17 protein-coding genes are annotated in these 20,995 nt (G+C 29.1%); all 17 read left to right on the top strand.

From position 1 onward, the window contains the following. The first annotated feature begins 34 nt into the window (after positions 1-34). The 17 genes from BN6774_RS17785 (at position 35) to uvrC (ending at position 20,878) form a co-directional block, all read left to right on the top strand. Positions 35-871 carry a YitT family protein gene (locus BN6774_RS17785; protein WP_066896235.1) on the top strand — a complete coding sequence of 279 codons (837 nt, stop codon included), beginning with the start codon at positions 35-37 and terminating at the stop codon, positions 869-871. A 142-nt stretch (positions 872-1,013) separates the two neighbouring features. Further along, positions 1,014-1,700 (top strand): cell division ATP-binding protein FtsE, encoded by a 687-nt coding sequence (gene ftsE, locus BN6774_RS17780; RefSeq protein WP_066896232.1) that lies wholly within the window; start codon positions 1,014-1,016, stop codon positions 1,698-1,700. Further along, positions 1,690-2,580 carry a permease-like cell division protein FtsX gene (gene ftsX / locus BN6774_RS17775; RefSeq protein ID WP_066896229.1) on the top strand — a complete coding sequence of 297 codons (891 nt, stop codon included), beginning with the start codon at positions 1,690-1,692 and terminating at the stop codon, positions 2,578-2,580. The genes ftsE and ftsX overlap by 11 nt, the downstream gene beginning before the upstream one ends. Before the next feature lie 117 nt (positions 2,581-2,697). Then, on the top strand, positions 2,698-3,954 hold the full coding sequence (locus BN6774_RS17770) for a S41 family peptidase (protein ID WP_066896226.1): 1,257 nt from the start codon (positions 2,698-2,700) through the stop codon (positions 3,952-3,954). A gap of 11 nt (positions 3,955-3,965) precedes the next feature. After that, a complete protein-coding gene (locus BN6774_RS18910; protein ID WP_235829636.1) occupies positions 3,966-4,169 on the top strand; it encodes a hypothetical protein in 204 nt (67 codons plus the stop codon). Between the two features lie 15 nt (positions 4,170-4,184). After that, entirely contained in the window at positions 4,185-5,234 is a 1,050-nt protein-coding gene (locus tag BN6774_RS17765) for a PDZ domain-containing protein (RefSeq protein WP_235829635.1), read from the top strand. Between the two features lie 100 nt (positions 5,235-5,334). Continuing rightward, on the top strand, positions 5,335-7,308 hold the full coding sequence (uvrB, locus tag BN6774_RS17760) for an excinuclease ABC subunit UvrB (RefSeq protein ID WP_066896224.1): 1,974 nt from the start codon (positions 5,335-5,337) through the stop codon (positions 7,306-7,308). Between the two features lie 35 nt (positions 7,309-7,343). Then, a complete protein-coding gene (locus BN6774_RS17755; protein WP_066896220.1) occupies positions 7,344-8,240 on the top strand; it encodes a radical SAM protein in 897 nt (298 codons plus the stop codon). Between the two features lie 198 nt (positions 8,241-8,438). Further along, positions 8,439-8,591, top strand: a complete 153-nt coding sequence (locus BN6774_RS18585) for a hypothetical protein (RefSeq protein WP_159426853.1) — start codon at positions 8,439-8,441, stop codon at positions 8,589-8,591. Next, positions 8,588-9,817, top strand: coding sequence for a DUF4179 domain-containing protein (locus BN6774_RS17750; RefSeq protein ID WP_066896217.1), 1,230 nt, complete (start codon positions 8,588-8,590; stop codon positions 9,815-9,817). The genes BN6774_RS18585 and BN6774_RS17750 overlap by 4 nt, the downstream gene beginning before the upstream one ends. A 158-nt stretch (positions 9,818-9,975) precedes the next feature. Beyond that, complete coding sequence (gene uvrA / locus BN6774_RS17745) at positions 9,976-12,801, top strand: excinuclease ABC subunit UvrA (RefSeq protein ID WP_066896213.1); 2,826 nt, start codon at positions 9,976-9,978, stop codon at positions 12,799-12,801. 76 nt (positions 12,802-12,877) lie between these two features. Further along, entirely contained in the window at positions 12,878-13,330 is a 453-nt protein-coding gene (locus BN6774_RS17740; RefSeq protein WP_066896210.1) for an FHA domain-containing protein, read from the top strand. A gap of 10 nt (positions 13,331-13,340) precedes the next feature. Beyond that, positions 13,341-14,576 carry an FtsW/RodA/SpoVE family cell cycle protein gene (locus BN6774_RS17735; protein WP_066896207.1) on the top strand — a complete coding sequence of 412 codons (1,236 nt, stop codon included), beginning with the start codon at positions 13,341-13,343 and terminating at the stop codon, positions 14,574-14,576. 124 nt (positions 14,577-14,700) lie between these two features. After that, the gene (locus BN6774_RS17730; protein ID WP_066896204.1) at positions 14,701-16,650 is read left to right on the top strand and encodes a methyl-accepting chemotaxis protein; all 1,950 of its coding nucleotides are present in this window, start codon (positions 14,701-14,703) and stop codon (positions 16,648-16,650) included. Between the two features lie 102 nt (positions 16,651-16,752). After that, entirely contained in the window at positions 16,753-18,219 is a 1,467-nt protein-coding gene (locus tag BN6774_RS17725; protein WP_066896201.1) for a peptidoglycan D,D-transpeptidase FtsI family protein, read from the top strand. Between the two features lie 136 nt (positions 18,220-18,355). After that, a complete protein-coding gene (locus tag BN6774_RS17720) occupies positions 18,356-18,904 on the top strand; it encodes a dTDP-4-dehydrorhamnose 3,5-epimerase family protein (protein WP_066896198.1) in 549 nt (182 codons plus the stop codon). A 105-nt stretch (positions 18,905-19,009) separates the two neighbouring features. Then, complete coding sequence (gene uvrC, locus BN6774_RS17715; RefSeq protein WP_066896195.1) at positions 19,010-20,878, top strand: excinuclease ABC subunit UvrC; 1,869 nt, start codon at positions 19,010-19,012, stop codon at positions 20,876-20,878. Positions 20,879-20,995: the final 117 nt, after the last annotated feature.

Below are 20,995 nucleotides of genomic sequence, written 5' to 3'. Positions count from 1 at the left end.
TGGGAACTATATAAAAGAAGGAGATAAAATACAAATGGAAAAGTTAAAAGAATATTTTTTATCTACAGTAGGAGTAGCAATAGGGGCTTTTGCGCTAGAATATTTTTTCTTCCCGCTTGATATAGCGGCAGGTGGTGTTTCAGGATTAGCTTTAGCTATAAATCAGTTAATAGATATTAATCCAAGTATATTAGTGTTTATATTTAATGCTATATTATTTGCATTAGCATTTTTCTTAATAGGTAGTTCTTTTGGAGCTAAGAGTATATATTCTACGGTGATGATGTCTGTAATAATGTGGATTTTTGAAACATTTTTTGAACCAAGAGCGATAACTGATAATATGGTTTTAGCATGTATATTTGGTTCAGCTGTTTTAGCTTTTGGAACAGCAATTACTTTTTACCAAGGAGCCTCAACTGGAGGAACTAGCATAGTTGCTAAAATTATAAATAAGTATTTTCATTTACCAATAGGTCAAGGGTTGTTGTTGGCAGATTGTACAGTAACTTTACTTGCAATATATTCATTTGGAGTAGAGAAAGGATTATTTGGTCTTTTAAGTGCTACTTTAATAGGTATTTTAGTAGATAAATTTATTGCTGGAATAAATCCAGTTAAGCAAGTATTTATAATTACTAATAAAGAACAGTTAGTAGTAGATTTTATTAATAAAGATATAGATAGAGGATGTACAATATTAACTGGAAAAGGTGGTTACACAAAGGAGGATATGACTGTTATATATACAGTTTTAACTTCTAAGCAGTTTATTACATTAAAACAATTTATAAAGGTTAATAATCCAGAAGCCTTTTTAACTGTAAGTGAATCCACAGAGGCAGTAGGTAAGGGATTTACAGATTATTAAGATTTAATTAAAATTATTTATAAAAAGCGAAAAATGTAGATTTATTAAGTAGAAAAGTGCAAAAAACGTTTTTCCTTGTGCTTTGTTATGCTATAATAACGCTATAGGTTTAAAATACGCTGATGTGCGAGGTGTTTAGAGAATGATAGAATTTAAGAATGTATCTAAGCTATACGATAATAATGTTAAGGCTTTATCAGATGTGAATATAATTATAGAATCAGGGGAATTTGTATTTTTAGTTGGACCTTCTGGAGCTGGAAAGTCAACTTTTATAAAAATGTTAATAAAAGAAGTAGATCCAACTGTAGGGGAAATAATTGTTGCAGGAAAGAAGCTTTCCAATGTTACTAGAAAGCAAATACCATACTATAGAAGGAAGATAGGGATGGTTTTCCAAGACTTTAGACTTATTCCGACTTTAAATGTATATGAAAATGTTGCTTTTGCTATGAGAGTAGTTGAAGCTTCACCTAAGGAAATTAGAAAAAGAGTTCCTATGGTGCTTTCATTAGTTGGTCTTTCTCATAAGTATAAGATGTTCCCAAGTGAATTATCTGGTGGTGAGCAACAAAGAGTTGCCTTAGCAAGAGCTATCGTAAACAACCCATCAGTATTAATTTGTGATGAGCCAACTGGAAATCTAGATCCAGAAACTGCAAAGGAAATAATGGAACTTTTAGAGGATATTAATAGAGCAGGGACTACGATTTTAATGGCTACACATGCAAAGGAAATAGTTGATAACATGAAAAAAAGAGTTATTGCTATAGAAAAAGGATGTATAGCAAGAGACACAGCAAGGGGGATGTACGAAGATGAAATTTAATACATTAAAGTATTTTTTTGTAGACGCTTTTAAAAGTCTGAAAAGAAACAGAACCTTAAGCTTAGCAGCTATGATTACTGTTTTAATTACATTCTTTATATTTGGTACTTTCATCCTTCTTGGTTTAAATTTTAATAAAGCTATAGAAGATGTTGCATCAAAGCTTGAAATTAAAGTTTATTTAAATGATGATATAAAACTAATAGATCAAAGAGAGATAGAGATAAAGCTTAATGAGCAAGAAGGCGTTAAAGAGGTTATCTATGAATCTAGAGAAGAAGCTTTTGTAAATTTAAAAGATATGCTAAAGGATAATCAAGGCTTGTTAGAAGGATATGATTTAAAAGATAATCCGCTTCCAAGTTCATTTATTGTAAAATTAAAGGATCCAGAAGCGGCTCAACAAGTTGCAGATGCTGTAAAAGGCATGTCTGGAGTTGAAGATATATCAAATCAACAAGATATGATAGATACTATAAGCTCATTTGTAGGTGGGGTTAGAGTAGCAGGATTAATATTATTTGTTGTATTTATAGGAGTTTCTGTATTCTTAATTACAAATACAACTAAAATAACAGTATATTCTAGAAGAAGAGAAGTTGGAATAATGAAGTTCGTAGGTGCTACAGACTGGTTTATTAGATGGCCATTCATAATTGAAGGTATGATAATTGGTTTTGTAGGTTCACTAGTATCAAGTATAATATTATTCTTCCTTTATAGATGGGCTTACGGATACATAGTATCTAATATGTTCTTAGTATCATTAGTAACCCCAGGCTTTGTTTTAGGAACATTAACTTGGATATTCCTATTAGGTGGAATAATAGTAGGAGCTTTAGGAAGTGGAGTTGCATTAAGAAAATTCTTAGATGTATAAAGGTATTAATAAAAAGAAAGAATAACTTATATAATTTAAGTGGAGTTTATCTCCACTTAAAATATTATTAAGACAAATCTATGTTTTATAGAGGTTTATGAAAGGAAGTATTAGAAGATGGAGGAGAATAATAATAAGAGAAGGAATAATAGATATAAAAAGCCTTTAATTATAGTAGCAATAGTTATAGTTTTCTTGTTTTCAAATCTTATGTTTTTCTATTTAGGTAATACCTTTGCCTTTAATGGTGTTAGCTTAAGAAGTGTTAGTGAAGATGTGGCTAAAGACGTTAGTGAGGTTAAAGATGTAAAAAAATATGAATTGTTATTTCAAGTTAGAGATGCCTTATTAACTAAGTATGATGGTGAGATAGATGATACAACACTTTTAGAAGCTGCAATTAAAGGTATGACTCAATCTTTAAAGGACCCATATACAGTATTTATGAATTCAAATGAATATAAATCTTTTATGGAGCAAAGTGAAGGGCATTTTGTAGGTATAGGGGCACAATTAGGAATCAAAGATGATAAGGTTACAGTTGTAGCACCTATAGAAGGATCACCAGCGGAAAAAGCAGGCTTAAAAGCAGGGGATGTAATTCTGAAAGTTGATGGAAAAGAGATAGAGGAAGTTAATGTAGAAAAAACTATATCTATGATAAAGGGTGAAGAAGGCAAGCCTGTAACTTTAACTGTTTCTAGAGCTGGATCTGATTACCTTGATATAACAATAGTTAGGGATGTCGTTAAGATTATTTCCGTTAAGGGTGAATTAATTGATAATAATATAGGTTATATACAAATATCTTCTTTTGATGAAGATGTTGCAAAGGCTTTTAAAGAAAAAATTATTGAATTAAAAAGTGAAGGTATGAAGGGTATGATATTAGACTTAAGAGGAAATCCAGGTGGATTCCTTAATGAGGCAGTAAAAGTTGCATCTGAATTTATACCTAAGGGCAAAGTGGTAACCTACACTATAGATAAATATGATAATAGGCAAGAATCAAAATCTATAGGTGGAGAAGCGGAAGGAATGCCATTAGTTATATTAATTGATGGAGGTAGTGCTTCAGCATCAGAAGTAGTTACTGGAGCTTTGAGAGATTATGAAGCTGGAACTATCGTAGGAACAACTAGTTTTGGTAAGGGAGTTGTTCAACAATTAATAGAGTTTAAAGATGGTAATGGTGGATTAAAAGTAACAACATCAAAATATTACACTCCAAATGGAGAAAACATCCATAAGGTTGGAATAAAACCAGATATAGAAGTACAAATTCCTGAAGATTTATTACACAAGGAATATGATAGAAATATTGATCCTCAATTTAATAAAGGATTAGAAGTTATAAAGGAAAAGATAAAATAGGAGGCTCATAAATGGATTTAATGCTATATACTTTAAGGACTGTATCTTATGCTATAGTTGAGCCTATGCATATATTTATGCTGATAGTTTTAGGAATAATGTTCTATTTAAAAAATAAAAAAATATCAATTATGCAGAAAATGACTATTGGGGAGACTATAAACTCCCCTTTAGAACTTACACTATCGCAAATAGCTTTAGGGATTATAGCTTGAGCTATTGTTAGTTTAATGCTAAGTTCTTTAGGAATAATTTTTAATGAAAACTCTGGAATAGAAATTATGTTTATGATTTCAATTTTATTGCTTTTTGTAAAAAAAAGATTTATATGTTTTTCTTACTCAGGAGCAATATTAGGAGCAATTAGTATTTTTATTAGTTTATTATCAAGCTATACAAATACTCAGGCTTACATAAATATAAATATTTTATCTCTTATGACCTTTGTTGGACTTATGCATATAGTAGAAGGTTTCTTAGTTTTATTTGATGGTAGTAGAGGTGCTATTCCTGTATTTTCCAATAAGGATAATAAAATAGTTGGTGGATTTGCATATAATAGATATTGGGCTTTGCCAGTAGCAATATTTATTGCTATTTCTAGTAATTTATCTACAGCTGGAACTTCTTCAGTATCAACACCAGATTGGTGGCCAATAATTAATAGACCAGAAACTTTATTAATTTTAAGCTCAGCTATAATTGCATCAATACCTTTATATGGAGTTGTAGGCTATAACTCAGTATCATTTACAAAGGATAAAGTAAAGAAACCTATATATTCTGGTATTGGTATAATAGTCTATGGAGCATTATTAACTTTAATAGCTCAATTATCTCAATTTGGAATAATTGGACAAATTGTTGTAGTTGTTTTTGCACCTTTAGGACATGAACTTATGATAAGAATTCAAAATAAAATTGAGAATTCTGGAAAGTATATTTATGTAACTGATGATAGTGGGGTAGCTGTATTGGAAGTAGCACCTAATTCTCCTGCATATGAGTCAGGAGTTAGACGAGGAGATAAGATATTAGAGGTTAATAAAAATAAGGTTATTTCAGAAGTAGAAATCTTTCAAGCTGTAAGAGAAAGTTTTAGTGAAATATCTTTTAAAATAAAAAAAATTTCCGGGGAAATAGTCGATTTGAATATAATACCAAAGAATAAGCGGGTAGGAATGCTTTTAGTACCAAGAATGGTAAAAGCAGAAGATGCTTTAAGTGTCGATAATGAAAACTTTAAGAAGATATTAGAAGAAATGAAAAGAAAGCGATAAGCTTTCTTTTTTTCTAGTAAAATTGTAATAATATATATTTAAATGTATAATTTATTTATCAGAAAAGGGAAGAATGAAATGTATAAAAGGAGGTAAAAACATGCCTGAGTTTAAAATAGAATCAAAGTTTAAACCAACTGGAGATCAACCTCAAGCTATAGAAAGCTTAGTTAATTCAATAAATAATGGCGATAGAGCACAAACATTACTGGGTGTAACTGGATCAGGAAAGACGTACACTATGGCAAATATAATTGAGAGGGTACAAAAGCCAACTTTAGTATTAGCACATAATAAGACATTAGCAGCTCAATTATGCTCAGAGTTTAAGGAGTTTTTTCCTAATAATATAGTAGAATACTTTGTATCTTACTATGATTATTATCAACCAGAAGCTTATGTTCCACAAACAGATACTTTTATAGAAAAGGATGCCTCAATAAATGATGAAATAGATAAATTGAGGCATTCCGCTACATCTGCTTTATTAGAAAGAAGGGATGTTATTATTGTAGCATCAGTATCTTGTATTTATGGTTTAGGTAACCCAGAGGAATATAAAAAGCTTACTATATCTCTAAGACCAGGAATGGTAAGGGATAGAGATGAAATAATGAGAAAACTTATAGAAATTCAATATGAAAGAAATGACATAGATTTTGCAAGAGGTAGTTTTAGAGTTAGAGGAGATTCCTTAGATATTATTCCTGCTTCATCTTCAAATAAAGGAATTAGAGTGGAGTTTTTTGGCGATGAAATAGAAAGAATAAGAGAGTTTGATGTTCTAACAGGTAATATAATTGGGGAGAGAAATCATGTATCTATATCTCCAGCATCTCACTTTGCTACCTCACATGAGGTACTAGAGAAGGCTATAAGTACTATTGAAGGAGAGCTTGAAGATAGGCTTAAAGAACTAAATAGCCAAGAAAAATTATTGGAAGCTCAAAGATTAAGACAAAGAACAAATTTTGATATAGAAATGATTAGAGAAATGGGATACTGTAGTGGAATAGAAAACTATTCAAGAATTTTAGATGGTAGAGCTCCTGGAACTCCACCACAAACTTTACTAGATTACTTCCCAGATGATTTTTTAATGTTTATAGATGAAAGTCATGTTACATTACCACAATGTAGAGCTATGTATGCAGGTGATAGATCCAGAAAGGATACTTTAGTAGAGTATGGATTTAGATTACCTTGTGCATATGATAATAGGCCACTTAAATTTCCAGAGTTTGAGAAAAAAATAAATCAAGTGGTTTTCGTTAGTGCAACACCATCTCAATATGAGTTAGACAACTCAACTAACATAGCGGAACAAGTTATAAGGCCGACTGGATTATTAGATCCAGTAATTGAGATAAGACCAGTACAAGGTCAAATTGATGATTTATATTCTGAAATTAAGAAAACTACTGAAAAGGGATTTAGAACTCTTATTACTACATTAACTAAGAGAATGGCTGAAGATTTAACTAAGTACTTAAAGGATCTAGGAATAAAAACTACCTATATGCATTCAGATATAGATACTATAGAAAGAATGAAAACTATAAGGGATTTAAGACTTGGAGAATATGATGTATTAGTAGGAATTAACTTACTAAGAGAAGGGCTAGATATTCCAGAGGTAGCATTAGTTGCAATTTTGGATGCTGATAAAGAAGGCTTCTTACGTTCTGAAACTTCATTAATACAAACAATAGGTAGAGCAGCTAGAAATTCTGAAAGTAGAGTAATAATGTATGCAGATAATATTACTAAATCAATGAATAAGGCTATTAAGGAAACTGAAAGAAGAAGAAAAATTCAAATTGAATATAATGAAAAGAATGGAATTACGCCTCAAACTATTATAAAAGATGTAAGGGATGTAATAGAAGCAACTAAGGTAGCAGAAGAAAAGATTGAATACAAAGCAGAAGGTAATAAAGAAGTTTCAGAAAAGGATAAGAAGAAGTTAATTAAGAAGTATACTGAAGAAATGATGGATGCAGCTAAGAATTTACAATTTGAAAGAGCAGCAGAACTACGTGATATAATTAATGATCTAAAAGGTAAAAAATAATAAAAAAGCTTTAAAAATATCTGGAGTGATAAGTAGTGAAAGTATTATATAGTTGTAAATTATGCCCTAGAAATTGTGGGGTAAATAGATTAAGTGGAAAAAGAGGGTTTTGTGGAGCTGGAGAAAAAATAAGGGTAGCGAGAGCTGCTCTTCATTATTGGGAGGAACCTTGCATATCTGGTGATATAGGCTCTGGAACAGTATTTTTTTCTTACTGCACATTAAAATGTGTTTTTTGTCAAAATTATAATATAAGTCAATGCTCATGGGGAAAGGAAATAACAATAGATAGATTATCAGAAATATTTATAGAGCTTCAGGAAAAAGGAGCTTTAAATATAAACCTAGTTACCCCAACTCACTATGTGCCTCAAATTATTGAGGCTATAAAAATAGCAAAAATTAAAGGGTTAAACCTTCCTATTATTTATAATAGTAGTGGATATGAAAAAGTCGAAACCATAAGGCTTTTAAAAGGATATATAGATGTATATTTACCTGATATGAAGTATTTTGAAACAAAATATTCTATTAAATATTCTAGAGCAAAAGATTATTTTTCTTATGCTAGTGAAGCTATTAATGAAATGGTAAATCAGGTTGGAGAAGTTAAATTTGATGACAATGGAATAATACAAAGAGGTGTAATAATAAGGCATCTTATGTTGCCAGGATTATTGTTTGATTCTAAAAAGATAATAGATTATATATATAATACATATGGAGATAAGGTTTATATTAGTATTATGAATCAGTACACACCATTAGAGCATGTGAAGGAGTATCCAGAATTAAATAAGCCTTTGAATCAAAAGCATTATGAATCTCTTATTGATTACGCATTAAACTTAGGAGTAAAAAATGGGTTTGTTCAAGAAGAAGGAACTGATAAGGAAAGCTTTATTCCCTTGTTCAATTTTGAAGGAGTGTAGTGCTGAGGCGTTATTAAGAATGGATAATGAATAATGCATAATTAAAGTATTAAAATATCATAGGAAGGTGACTTGGAGCTGTAAGACGGAACCTAGATATGATATTTTAATACTTTTTTATATTTAATTTAAACAAAAATAGTTTTTCATTCGTCTATAAGATAGAAGAGTAAATTTGGGGTGTAAGTAGGGGGGAGAATGGTGTTTAAAAGGGGAAGGGAAAAAATATTTGAGGAATATATTAAATATAACAAGGAAAAACTATTTAAGATAGCTTATATCTATTTGAAAAATAAAATTCATAAAGCTTTAAATTTACTAAGAAAAGAAATTGAGGAGGAAGAGTCATGAAAGATTTATTTAATAAAGAAAAAATAATTTATAAAAATATTGAAATTCCTGAAGACTTAGACTTCTTAGTTGCTAAATCTATAATTGAAGGTAATAAAAAAAATAGTAGATTAGTATTAATAAGCAAAATTGTTGCTGCATCTTTTATAGCCTTTATTATTACTTTAAATTTGTTTCCTAAGTTTTCAATAGTTGCTCAAAACTTACCTATAATAGGTAAATTAGCTCAGTTATTAACTAGAGATAAGGGATTTAATAATGCAGTAGAAGCAGATTTAATTCAAAATATAGACTATAAAAATGAAGTTAATGGAATTAAGCTAAAGGTAAGTAATGTAGTTGGTGATTATAAAGCTATGTGGATAGAGTATGAAGTTGAGGAAGGATATAAAGTAGAAGTAGACTTAACAGATATAAATGAACAAGATAAAATAGAAGGTCTTTTTTCTCAAAGTATAGAAGCTTTTGGAAGAAGTGGAAACTATATTGAATGTAATTTTGAAAAATTTGAGCAAGAATTTTTAGTGATATTTAATGTTTATAATAAAGATGAGTCAGAAAGCCTAGCAGTTTTTAAAGTTCCAATAATACTAGAAGAAAAATTTAGAAAAAATATAAATGATATCCCTATTAGCAATAATATAATCAGAACAGAAATTGGAGATATAAAAGTAAAAAGTATAAACAGCTCTAAAACAAGAACAAGCTTAATTTTTAATTTAAATAGTGATGAATATAATTTTGTAAGTTTTGATAATCCTGTATTAATAGACAATAAAGGAAATGAATATAAAAGCTCAAGAGTAACATCATATTTAAATGGAGATAAAAGAATAGATTTTGAAGGTGAAATTAAAGATAAAGATATTATATTTAAATGTGATAATATTTTTTATGATAAAAAATATGATAAAAAAATAATAGTAGATTTAAAAAACAAGCTTATTCAAGATAATGAGTATAACACTACTTTTGAAAGTTATGAAAATAATATATTAAAATTAAAAACAGAAAATGTTGAAGGAATAAATTTTATTAATAAAACTGAAAAATACACATTTAATAGACAAGAAATTCATACATTAGAGGTTAGTAAGAACAGATATAAAGCATATGAGATAATAACTAGCTTTAATATAATTGATGAAGATGATGGGATTTTAGAACTTGAAATAGATTCTATTACAAAGGATAAAGTAAAGGGATTTAAATTTGAAATTAATTAATAAAATTAGTAAAGAGTGTAATAAAATTAATAAGTGTTTATTACACTCTTTTTTTGCAAATACTTTAATATATAATTGACATTGTATATAATAAAATTTAGAATAGAATAAAGAACGCTTGTTCGAGCAAATGTTAATATAAGGAGAAAATAATAAATATGAAGGATAAAATTATAATAAAAGGTGCTAAAGTACATAACTTAAAAAATGTTTCTTTAGAAATACCTAGAGATAAGTTAGTAGTATTTACAGGATTATCAGGATCAGGAAAATCTTCATTAGCGTTTGACACTTTATATGCAGAAGGACAAAGAAGATATGTTGAGTCTCTTTCATCCTATGCAAGACAGTTTTTAGGGCAAATGGATAAACCAGATGTTGAATATATTGAAGGATTATCGCCAGCTATATCTATAGATCAAAAGACAACAAGTAAAAATCCACGTTCTACAGTAGGAACAATTACAGAAATATATGATTATTTAAGATTATTATATGCAAGAGTAGGAAAACCTTATTGTCCAAAATGTAAAATTCCTATAGAGCAACAGTCTGTTGACCAAATTGTGGATAGTGTTATGGCTCTTGGGGATAGAACTAAAATTCAAGTTTTAGCTCCAGTTATAAGAGGAAAAAAAGGAACTCATGAGAAGGTACTAGATAATATAAAGCGAAGCGGGTTTGTTAGAGCTAGAATAGATGGTTCTATTTATGAGTTAGCAGAAGAGGAAGTAACACTAGAAAAAAATATAAAACATAATATTGAAGCAGTTGTAGACAGAATAATAATTAAGGAAGGTATAGAAGGAAGATTAACAGACTCCATAGAAACAGCCTTAAAGCTTGCTGAAGGGTTAGTAGTTATAGATGTTATAGGCAAAGAAGATATTTTATTTAGCGAAAAATTTGCTTGCCCTGAATGCGGTATGAGTATAGATGAGCTTGCACCAAGATTATTTTCATTTAACTCTCCTTTTGGAAAATGTGATTATTGTGATGGTTTAGGTACTTTAATGGAGATAGATGAGAACTTAGTTATACCAAATAAGGATTTAAGCATTTTAGAAGGTGCAATTGCAACTTGGGGAGAAGGAAGGTTAAAAGAAGACTCTTGGACTTTTGCAATACTAAAGGCTTTAAGTGAAGAGTATGATGTAGATTTAAGTAGACCTGTAAAGGAACTTAGTAGAAAGGAATTAGATTTAATTCTTTATGGAACTAACGGAAAGAAAATGAAGGTTATTTATACAAAAGAAGGAGTAACTTCTCAGTATAATTACGCTTATGATGGAGAAATAAACTCTTTAAAAAGAAGATATAGAGAAACTAATTCAGATATCATAAAAAGTGAAATAGAGCAGTATATGAGTGATAACCCTTGTCCTAAATGTTATGGTGCAAGGCTTAAAAAAGAAGCATTAGCCGTTTTAGTAGGGGATAAAAACATATATGAATTTACTAAGCTTTCTATAAAGGATGAGCTCGATTATATAAATTCATTAGAATTCTCAGAAAAGGATACAATAATAAGTGATCAAATTATAAGAGAAATAAAGAATAGACTTAATTTCCTAGTAGATGTTGGATTAGATTATTTAAATTTATCTAGAAACTCAGGAACATTATCAGGTGGAGAATCTCAAAGAATAAGATTAGCAACGCAAATTGGTTCAGCTCTTATGGGTGTATTATATATATTAGATGAACCGAGTATAGGACTTCATCAAAGAGATAATGATAAATTAATAGGAACCTTAAAAAATTTAAGAGATGTAGGAAATACTGTAATAGTTGTTGAGCATGATGAAGATACTATTAAAGAGGCTGATTTTATTGTAGATATAGGTCCTAGAGCAGGTGAGCATGGTGGTGAAATAGTAGCAGCTGGAACTGTTGAAGATATTAAAAACTGTAAGGAATCAATAACAGGACAATATTTATTAGGAGAAAAGACTATTGAAATTCCTAAAGAAAGAAGAAAAGGAAATGGAAATCATATAGTTGTTAAAGGTGCTAAAGAAAACAACTTAAAAAATGTTAATGTAAAGATTCCTCTAGGAACTTTAACTATGGTAACAGGTGTATCTGGTTCAGGAAAAAGTACCTTAGTAAATGAGATTTTATACAAAGGGTTAAATAGACTTGTTAATAGAAGTAAAAATCCAGTGGGGGCTCATAAAGAAATATTAGGATATGAAAATATTGATAAGATTATTGATATAGATCAAAGTCCCATAGGAAGAACGCCAAGATCCAATCCTGCTACATATACAGGAGTATTTGATATAATTAGAGAATTATTCTCTAATACACCTGAAGCTAAAATGAGAGGGTATAAACCTGGGAGATTTAGTTTTAATGTTAAGGGTGGAAGATGTGAAGCTTGTACTGGAGATGGTATAATAAAAATAGAAATGCAATTCTTATCAGATGTATATGTTCCTTGTGAAGTATGTAAAGGTAAGAGATACAATAGAGAAACTTTAGAAGTTAAATATAAAGGTAAGTCAATAGATGATATTTTAAATATGACTGTAGAAGAAGCATTGAAATTTTTTGAAAACCTTCCTAGAATTCAAAATAAAATGCAAACTTTATATGATGTAGGACTTGGATATATAAGATTAGGGCAGCCTTCTACTCAATTATCTGGTGGTGAAGCTCAAAGAATAAAATTAGCCTATGAACTCTCAAAAAGAAGCACAGGAAAAACTCTTTATATTTTAGATGAACCAACAACAGGTCTTCATATAGATGATGTAAGTAGATTAGTAGAAATACTTCAAAGACTTGTAGATTCAGGTAATACAGTAGTAGTTATAGAACATAACTTAGATATGATTAAGTGTGCAGACTATATTATTGATTTAGGACCAGAAGGTGGAGATAAGGGCGGAACTATAGTTGCAACTGGAACTCCAGAAGATATAACTAAGGTAGAAGAGTCATATACAGCTAAATATCTTAAAAAGATGTTAAGATAAGTAAAGAGGACTTGTTATTTATCTATATAAGTTTTAATATATAATGGTAATATAATACTAATTTTGAGGTGAAAAGATGGGTTTTTCAAAGCTAACGACAATTGTTTTTGGTGTAGCTTTTATAATAGTACTTTACTTTATAATTTATTATGCACTAAAAATAATGTACAAGGACGTAAAAGGTGGTGGAAGAAGAAGACAATCTTCTGCTAAAAAAAATTATGGAATAGAAGTACTAAGTGTAGGAGAAAACTCAAACTTAGAAGAAGGATCTATTTTATTGTTAAATGGTGTAATAACTATAGGAAGAAAAGAAGGAAATACAATAAAATTAACAGATCAATATGCTTCTGGGAACCATGCTAAAATAGTAGTAAAAAATAATGAAGTATTGATAGAAGATTTAAATAGCACAAATGGTGTCTTTATTAATGATGAAAAAGTTAATGGATATTCGAAGGTTAGAGCTAATGACAAAATAAGAATAGGAAGTGCAACCTTTAAGGTAATAAGAGCAGAGAAAAATTAGAGGTGAGAAAATGAATAAAGCATTAAAGTTAGAAAAAAGAGTTCTTAAATTAATTTATTTGTTATGCTTACTTCTATTTACAAATCTAGCTTTATTAGAAAAGCCTTTTGACACCAAGGCTTTAATTATTGGATTTATATTATGCATTATAGTAGGATTATCTCATTATATTTTAAGAAGGTTTTATCCGGATGGAGATAAGTTTATGTTTATCTTCTCAAGTATATTAGCTGTAGTTGGGATTGCTGTTCTTTATAGAATAGATCCTAGTTTTGCCTATAAACAATTAGTTTGGGTTATACTTGGAATAATTGGATATATGACTATAGTAATAGCGTTACCTGACTTAAAAAGCTTTGATAAGTATAAAAAGATTTATATGATAATAACATTAATTCTAATGCCTATGGGGTTAGTTTATAACCTTATTATGGGAAGTTCTGTGAATGGAGCTATGAACTGGGTTTATATAGGACCATTTGGGTTTCAACCATCTGAATTTGGTAAGATAGCCTTAGTTTTATATTTATCAGCTTCTCTTATGAATTATGAAAGTAAAAATATTATAAAAGAGGACTTTAAACAGCTTATAGAACCTGCATTGGTAGTAATGTTTTCCTTAGTTTGTATGGTACTTCAAACAGATTTAGGATCAACATTAATATTTTTTGGTATATCTGTAACTATGTTATATATTGCAACTTCTAAGAAAAAATATGTATTTACTTGTTTAGGACTTTCATCAATTGGAGCAGTAGCTGCTTATGGAGTTTTTGGACACGTTCAAAGAAGAGTTATGATTTGGCTAGATCCATGGAAGTATGCTAATGCAGAAGGATATCAAATAGTTCAGGGTTTATATGCAATATCCTCAGGAGGATTATTCGGTGTAGGACTTGGAAATGGATATCCGGATTTGATTTTTGCTAGTGAAAGTGACTATATTTTTGCAATTATTTGTGAAGAGTTAGGTATTATCTTTGCAGTAGGATTGATGATAATTTATTTCCTATTATTTTATAGGGGTATAAGAATAGCTTTTTTAACTAAGGATAGATTTAGTTTGCTATCAGCAGTAGGATTTAGTACAATGATAGCTTGTCAAACTTTAGTTATAGTAGGTGGTATATTTAAAGTGATACCCCTTACTGGAATAACATTACCACTTATAAGTTATGGTGGTAGTTCTATGTTAACTATATTTTTCGCTTTGGGCATTTTACAAAAAATTTCGGAAGAATACTAAAAATATCAAAAAACATATAAATTTGGAATTTAATATTATATAATATAAGAAAAGGTAATATATTTACTTTTTCTTTTTTTATATATTTGTAAAGGTTTAAAATGATATTTATGGGGGGACGGGTTTGAGTAAAAAAGATAAAAGAAAAAAACTTAAGAAATTAGGAGTTAGAAGACTTACTATTACTCAAAAAATACTTTTATTCATTACAGCAATTATTTTAATTACTAGCTTAACATTAGCATCATATTATTCTTATATTACATATAAAAATGAAACAAAAAGAGTAAATGAAGTGTTAGAACAAACTAGAGATTTTGGAGAGAGTTTAACAGATGATGGAGTAGTAGAGATAGAACAACTAATATTGTCTATCCAAACAGGAATAAAAGACAAGGAAAGAGCAAATAACTTTGTTTATTCTCTTTCAAAGAGTAATCCTTATGTAACTTCAATTGCAACAAAAGGAGAAAATAATGATTTTATATCTTATTCAGGAAGTTTAAGTAAATCATATGTTGAGAAGTTAACTTTTTCTAAGGGCATAGAAGATGGTGTGTTTTGGTCTAACTTTATTAAATCAGGTGATATTGGATATATTGTTATAAAAGCATCTAAAAATGGTGTTGATTGTTTTATTCAATTATCAATGGATTATTTTCAAAATAAAATGGATTCATTTAAAATAGAAGGAATAGAGCTTGATTTAACAGATAGTTTTGGTATGGTTATGGCAAGTAATAATGTTGAAAAAATTAATACTAAAATTAATGATGAGTTTAATAAGATTATGAGTAATGATAAAGGTGTGGGAGAAGTAACGGTAGGTAGTAGTAAAAAAATAGTTACATACCATAAGGCCAATAATGATTTTAAGGTAGCAGCAATATATGATAAGGCTAGCTTGAATAAAACAATATTAAACAGTATTTTATTTAATTTTTTAATAACTATCGGAGTAGCTTTAGTAGTATTACTAGGATCCTATGTAATTGTAAAAAAATATTTAAGTGCAATTATTGATATTAATAAAATGAGTAAGTCTATGGGAGAAAGGGATTTTACTTATAGATCAAATATAAAATTAAATAATGAATTAGGTGATGCTTTGGCGGAGCTAAATAATTCCTTTGAAATACTAAAGTCTGTATTTACTGAAAATATAGATTTATCATTAACCTTAAATGAAAATACTGTTAATATAGCAGAAGCATCTAATAGTATATATGAAGCTTCAAAGCAGGTATCAACTTCAATTGAAAACATTAATTCTGTAACTCAGCAACAAGCTGATAGTATGGTTAATATATCTAATAACATTAATATCTTAGGAGATTCTATAAAAAATGTAGGAAATTCTATTAAAATATTAAAGGATTTATATAGTACATTAAGAGCAAATGCTAAGAAAAATAATACAGGAATGAAAAATTTATTAAATGATAATTTAGAGTTACAAAATTCAATTGAGTATTTATCTAAGGATATTTTAGAAATATCCTCAAGTACTAAAAAAATAAATGATTTTGTAAGCATAATAGATGATATTGCAAATAGTATAAATTTAATTTCAATTAATGCATCTATTGAAGCCGCTCATGCTGGAGAAGTAGGTAAGGGATTTGCTGTAGTTGCTAAAGAAATAAATAATTTAGCAGAAAACTCTAAGGAAGCAACTGAATTAATTAAGGGAACTACAAAGGATATTAGGAGTAAGATAAATAGTACTATAGAAATATTAAATGAAACTAAAGAAGTCTCCTTAAAGGAAAGTAGAAGTGTTGCAGATACTGTTGATTCATTAAAAATAATGAGAAATGAAATTGATATTATGAAGGATGCTATAGACTCTATAGTAAATTCAAATGAAGTAGTAAATTCTAAAAGGGAAGAAATCTTAATAATAGTTGAAAATAGTGCAGCGGCAATGGAAGAAGTAGCAGCTTCAACTGAAGAAATAAGTGCTTTAACAGAAGATGAATTAAATTCAATGGAGGGCATTAAGAATATGGCTTCTGATCTTAGAAAGCTATCAGAAAAGATGAAAGAAAATATTATAGAATTTAAGGTATAGGGAAGAATTTTAGTGTATAATATAAAAGGAGTATTGATATTAATTTCAATACTCCTTTTATATTAATCTTTTTAACAGCTTTAATGAAGCCAGGAGGAGTTTATGAACGATTTATCAAAAAGTGTAAGAAACATTATGGTTATATTCCTTTTTTGTTTTATAGCCTTAATATCATATATAGCATATTTTCAGGTTTTTAAAGGGCCTGATATAGCAAATGATTCAGGCAATAAAAGACTTTGGGCAAAGAGAAATGAAGTCCTAAGAGGAACAATTTATGACAGAGATGGTGAGCCTTTAACCAATAGTGTAAGAATAGATAAGTTTAATCAAAGTAGAGAATATATTTATGGAGATTTATATGTTCATGCTTTAGGATACATAGATGAGAGATTTGGTATCACTGGATTAGAAGAGGAATTTGATAGTGAACTATCAAAATATAATGGATTTTCCAATGGAATAAGAAACTTTTTTAAGGATTTTAATTTAAAAAGTGCTTTTGAAAATAGAGATGAAGAAAAGATAGGAAATGGATTGGTAACTACCTTAGATTACGATATACAAAAAGCAGCTTATGATGCTATGGGTAATTTAAAAGGAGCAGTTGTTGCTTTAAATCCAAAAACTGGTGAAATACTTGCCATGGTATCTAAGCCTACTTATGATCCAAGTAACTTAGAGCAAGTTATTGAAGATGCAAATTCTGGAGTTGATAAAGAAAGCAAATTATTAAATAGAGCTGTAGATGGTAAGTATCCACCAGGATCAGTATTTAAGACGGTAACTTTAGCTGCAGCTTTAGAAAATGATCCTAGTATAGCAAATAGAACCTTTAGTGATACAGGAAAGATTTCATTTCCTGATGGAACTGCATTAAATAACTATATGAATCAAGCACATGGAGACTTAAGCTTACAAATGGCATATAGAGTTTCTAGTAATGTTGTATTTGGTACGTTAGCAATGGAAATGGGAAATGCAAAGCTTAAGGAAGTAGCTGAGAGGTTTGGATTTAATTCAAGAATTAATGGAATAGGCTTAACAATACCAGAAAGTAGATTTCCAGCGTTAAAAGATTATGAAGCTGGTAATATAGCACAAAGTGGTATAGGGCAAGGTAGCGTATTATCTACACCTATACAAATGGCATTAGTTGCAGCTACAGTAGCAAATGATGGTGTGTTAATGGAACCTAAGTTAGTAAACAAGATAGTAGATAAGGCTGGAAACACCATTAAAGAAATTCCTAATAAAACTTTAAAGGAAAATATTATATCTAAAGATATAGCTACTACAATAAAGGATTATATGGGATACTTAGTATCAAACAATATATATAGATGGCCAGCTTTTGAAGGTACTAATGCAGGCGGAAAAACTGGAACTGCTGATTACATGCTAGAAGATGGTTCAGAAGGGATACCTCATGGATGGTTTATATCATTAGCACCAGTAGATGATCCTCAAATTGCAGTTGCTGTAATTGTCGAAGAAGGTGAAAATGGCGCTGGTTCAGCTGCTAATATAGCTTCACAAGTTGTAAGGACTGCTATTTTAGGCAAATAAGTTTAAAGAGGTTGTAATGTTACAACCTTTTTTTCTACAAAAATTAACTTTTTCTCCTTCACTCTTTAAAATTAAAATCATATATTAAATTATGGTTAATTTTTAAACTTTTAAGATAAAAGGAGATAATTAATATATGTTTAGAGTAAAAAAGTTAGATGTGGAAGGATGCTACTTAATAACACCAACTGTTCTCATGGAAAGCACTTGCGACCTTATAAAGGTTTTTAGTGATACACAATTTAATATATATGGACTAAGTACAGAATTTAAAGAAGAGTACTATGCTATTGCTAAACCAGGGGTAGTGAGAGGAATGCATTTTCAATTGCCACCGGAGGAGCATGATAAACTAGTAACTTGTATTATGGGAGAAATACAAGATGTAGTTATAGATTTAAGGAAAGAATCTAAAACTTTTGGTAAATATGTAACATTAGATTTAAATGAAGATAATAAGAATTTAATATATGTTCCTTCTGGATGTGCTCATGGATATTATATTAAGGGAGATAAACAAGCTTTGATTTATTATAAAGTAACGAAACCTTTTATAAGAGAATTAAGAGGTGGAGTACATTGGAGTTCTTTAAGTATCCCGTGGAATTTTAATATAGATAAAGTAGAAGTAGAGCGAGAAGATGAAACTTGGCCTAGATTTGAAGACTTTAATTCACCTTTCTAAAGATAATTTGCAATTAATAATAAAAATTTTTTTATTGTTAATTGCAAATTATTATACTAGTGATAGAATTTATATTGCAAAGTGAAAATTAAGGAGAGAAGTAGGATGTTTGATTTTGAATATCATTTAAAAAACTTGCCAGATAAGCCTGGTGTTTACATAATGAAGAATTCACTTGGCGAAGTAATATATGTAGGAAAAGCAAAGATATTAAGAAATAGAGTAAGAAGCTATTTTCAAAATTCTAAAAATCATTCAGAAAAAGTAAAGGTTATGGTTAAAAATATTTCTGAATTTGAATATATAGTTACAGATTCGGAAATGGAAGCTTTGATTTTAGAATGTAATTTAATAAAGAAATATAGTCCAAGATATAATATTGCATTAAAGGATGATAAGTTTTATCCTTTTATAAAAATTACAACAAATGATGATTATCCAAGAGTTTTTGTAACTAGAAAATATGCCAAGGATGGGGCTAAATATTTTGGCCCTTATACCAATGCAACAGCAGTTTATGAAACTATAAATTTAATAAATAAGATTTTTCCAATAAGGACTTGTAAGCTTATCATTAAGGAAAATGGAGAAAAGGTTAGGCCGTGTTTAAATTACCATATTAAAAAATGTGTTGCACCTTGTGCAGGATATATAAAAAAAGAAGAGTATGCTGATATGATTAATGATATTATGGATATACTTAATGGTAAGGATAAAACCATAGTAAATGCATTAAAAAATGAAATGGAGGAAGCTTCTAGTAATCTAGAGTTTGAAAAAGCGGCTAAAATTAGAGATAAAATTCTTGCCATAGATGCAATTGTTGAGAAACAAAAAATATTTAAAACTATGGAAGGCGACGAAGATTTTATTAATATATATCAAGATGAAAAGGATAGCTGTATTCAAGTGTTTTTTTCAAGAGATGGAAAGATTACAGGACGTGAGCACTTTATTTTTGATAATACTGCTGATGAAAAAATAGGAGAGGTTCTAGAAGATTTTATAACTTCATTTTATGGAGGTACAGCAAAGGTACCAAGAACAATATATTTACCAGATATTGAAGATCCAGAACTTATAGAAGACTTTTTAACTATTAAAAGAGGAGCTAAGGCATGGATTAAGGTTCCACAAAAAGGACAAAAGAAAGATATGCTTGAAATGGTAAAAAACAATGCAAAGATTACCTTGGAGCAATTTAAAGATAAATTCTTTAAAGAAAAAGAAATAAATAGAATTTCCTTAGAGGAATTGCAAGAATTATTAGACTTAGATGAGCCACCATTTAGGATAGAGTCCTATGATATATCAAATATTCAAGGAGTAGATTCAGTAGGGACTATGGTAGTATTTGAAGAAGGCAGAGCTAAAAATAGCGATTATAGAAGGTTTAAGATAAGATCAGTTAAAGGTGCTAATGACTATGACAGTATGAGAGAAATACTGGAAAGAAGATTTACTCATGGACTTGAAGAAATAAAAAAGATTCAAGAAAGGCAATTAAGCTTTTCAAGTGGTAAATTTTCAAGCTTTCCAGATTTAATTATGATGGATGGTGGTAAGGGACAGATAAATGTGGCCCTAGAAGTATTAGCAAAACTAAATATAAATATTCCAGTTTGTGGATTAGTTAAAGATGATAAACATCAAACTAGGGGAATTATTTATAATAATCAAGAGCTTATAATTAATAGAAGCTCAAATTTAATGCAAATGATTAGAAGAGTACAAGATGAAGTTCATAGATTTGCTATTACCTATCATAGAACTTTAAGAGATAAAAGAACATTACATTCTGTTTTAGAGGATATTCCAAATGTTGGAGAAAAAAGAAGAAGAAATTTATTAATGAAATTTGGAAGTGTAGAAAAAATAAAGTCTGCTACATATGATGAATTATTAGAAACACCAAGTATAGACAAAAAGGCTGCCAATAGTATACTAGATTACTTTAATAATACAAACAAATAGTAACAAAAAGGTTACAAAATCATTATAATATACAAATATATGATTAATGGGTTGTTTATTAGGTATTTTTAATTTATACTATTTTAAGGTATTAATAGATATTAGAGGAACTTAAGT

The organism is Clostridium nigeriense (genome assembly GCF_900086595.1).
GTDB lineage: Bacteria > Bacillota > Clostridia > Clostridiales > Clostridiaceae > Clostridium > Clostridium nigeriense.
Note: the sequence above shows the minus strand (reverse complement) of the source record. Positions and strands in the feature narration are given on the sequence as shown.

What these genes read in the sequence shown, in the direction of transcription:
- BN6774_RS17785 (WP_066896235.1), top strand. Translation starts at nt 35, where the DNA reads ATGGAAAAGTTAAAAGAATATTTTTTATCTACAGTAGGAGTAGCAATA.
- ftsE (WP_066896232.1), top strand. Translation starts at nt 1,014, where the DNA reads ATGATAGAATTTAAGAATGTATCTAAGCTATACGATAATAATGTTAAG.
- ftsX (WP_066896229.1), top strand. Translation starts at nt 1,690, where the DNA reads ATGAAATTTAATACATTAAAGTATTTTTTTGTAGACGCTTTTAAAAGT.
- BN6774_RS17770 (WP_066896226.1), top strand. Translation starts at nt 2,698, where the DNA reads ATGGAGGAGAATAATAATAAGAGAAGGAATAATAGATATAAAAAGCCT.
- BN6774_RS18910 (WP_235829636.1), top strand. Translation starts at nt 3,966, where the DNA reads ATGGATTTAATGCTATATACTTTAAGGACTGTATCTTATGCTATAGTT.
- BN6774_RS17765 (WP_235829635.1), top strand. Translation starts at nt 4,185, where the DNA reads ATGCTAAGTTCTTTAGGAATAATTTTTAATGAAAACTCTGGAATAGAA.
- uvrB (WP_066896224.1), top strand. Translation starts at nt 5,335, where the DNA reads ATGCCTGAGTTTAAAATAGAATCAAAGTTTAAACCAACTGGAGATCAA.
- BN6774_RS18585 (WP_159426853.1), top strand. Translation starts at nt 8,439, where the DNA reads ATGGTGTTTAAAAGGGGAAGGGAAAAAATATTTGAGGAATATATTAAA.
- BN6774_RS17750 (WP_066896217.1), top strand. Translation starts at nt 8,588, where the DNA reads ATGAAAGATTTATTTAATAAAGAAAAAATAATTTATAAAAATATTGAA.
- uvrA (WP_066896213.1), top strand. Translation starts at nt 9,976, where the DNA reads ATGAAGGATAAAATTATAATAAAAGGTGCTAAAGTACATAACTTAAAA.
- BN6774_RS17740 (WP_066896210.1), top strand. Translation starts at nt 12,878, where the DNA reads ATGGGTTTTTCAAAGCTAACGACAATTGTTTTTGGTGTAGCTTTTATA.
- BN6774_RS17735 (WP_066896207.1), top strand. Translation starts at nt 13,341, where the DNA reads ATGAATAAAGCATTAAAGTTAGAAAAAAGAGTTCTTAAATTAATTTAT.
- BN6774_RS17725 (WP_066896201.1), top strand. Translation starts at nt 16,753, where the DNA reads ATGAACGATTTATCAAAAAGTGTAAGAAACATTATGGTTATATTCCTT.
- BN6774_RS17720 (WP_066896198.1), top strand. Translation starts at nt 18,356, where the DNA reads ATGTTTAGAGTAAAAAAGTTAGATGTGGAAGGATGCTACTTAATAACA.
- uvrC (WP_066896195.1), top strand. Translation starts at nt 19,010, where the DNA reads ATGTTTGATTTTGAATATCATTTAAAAAACTTGCCAGATAAGCCTGGT.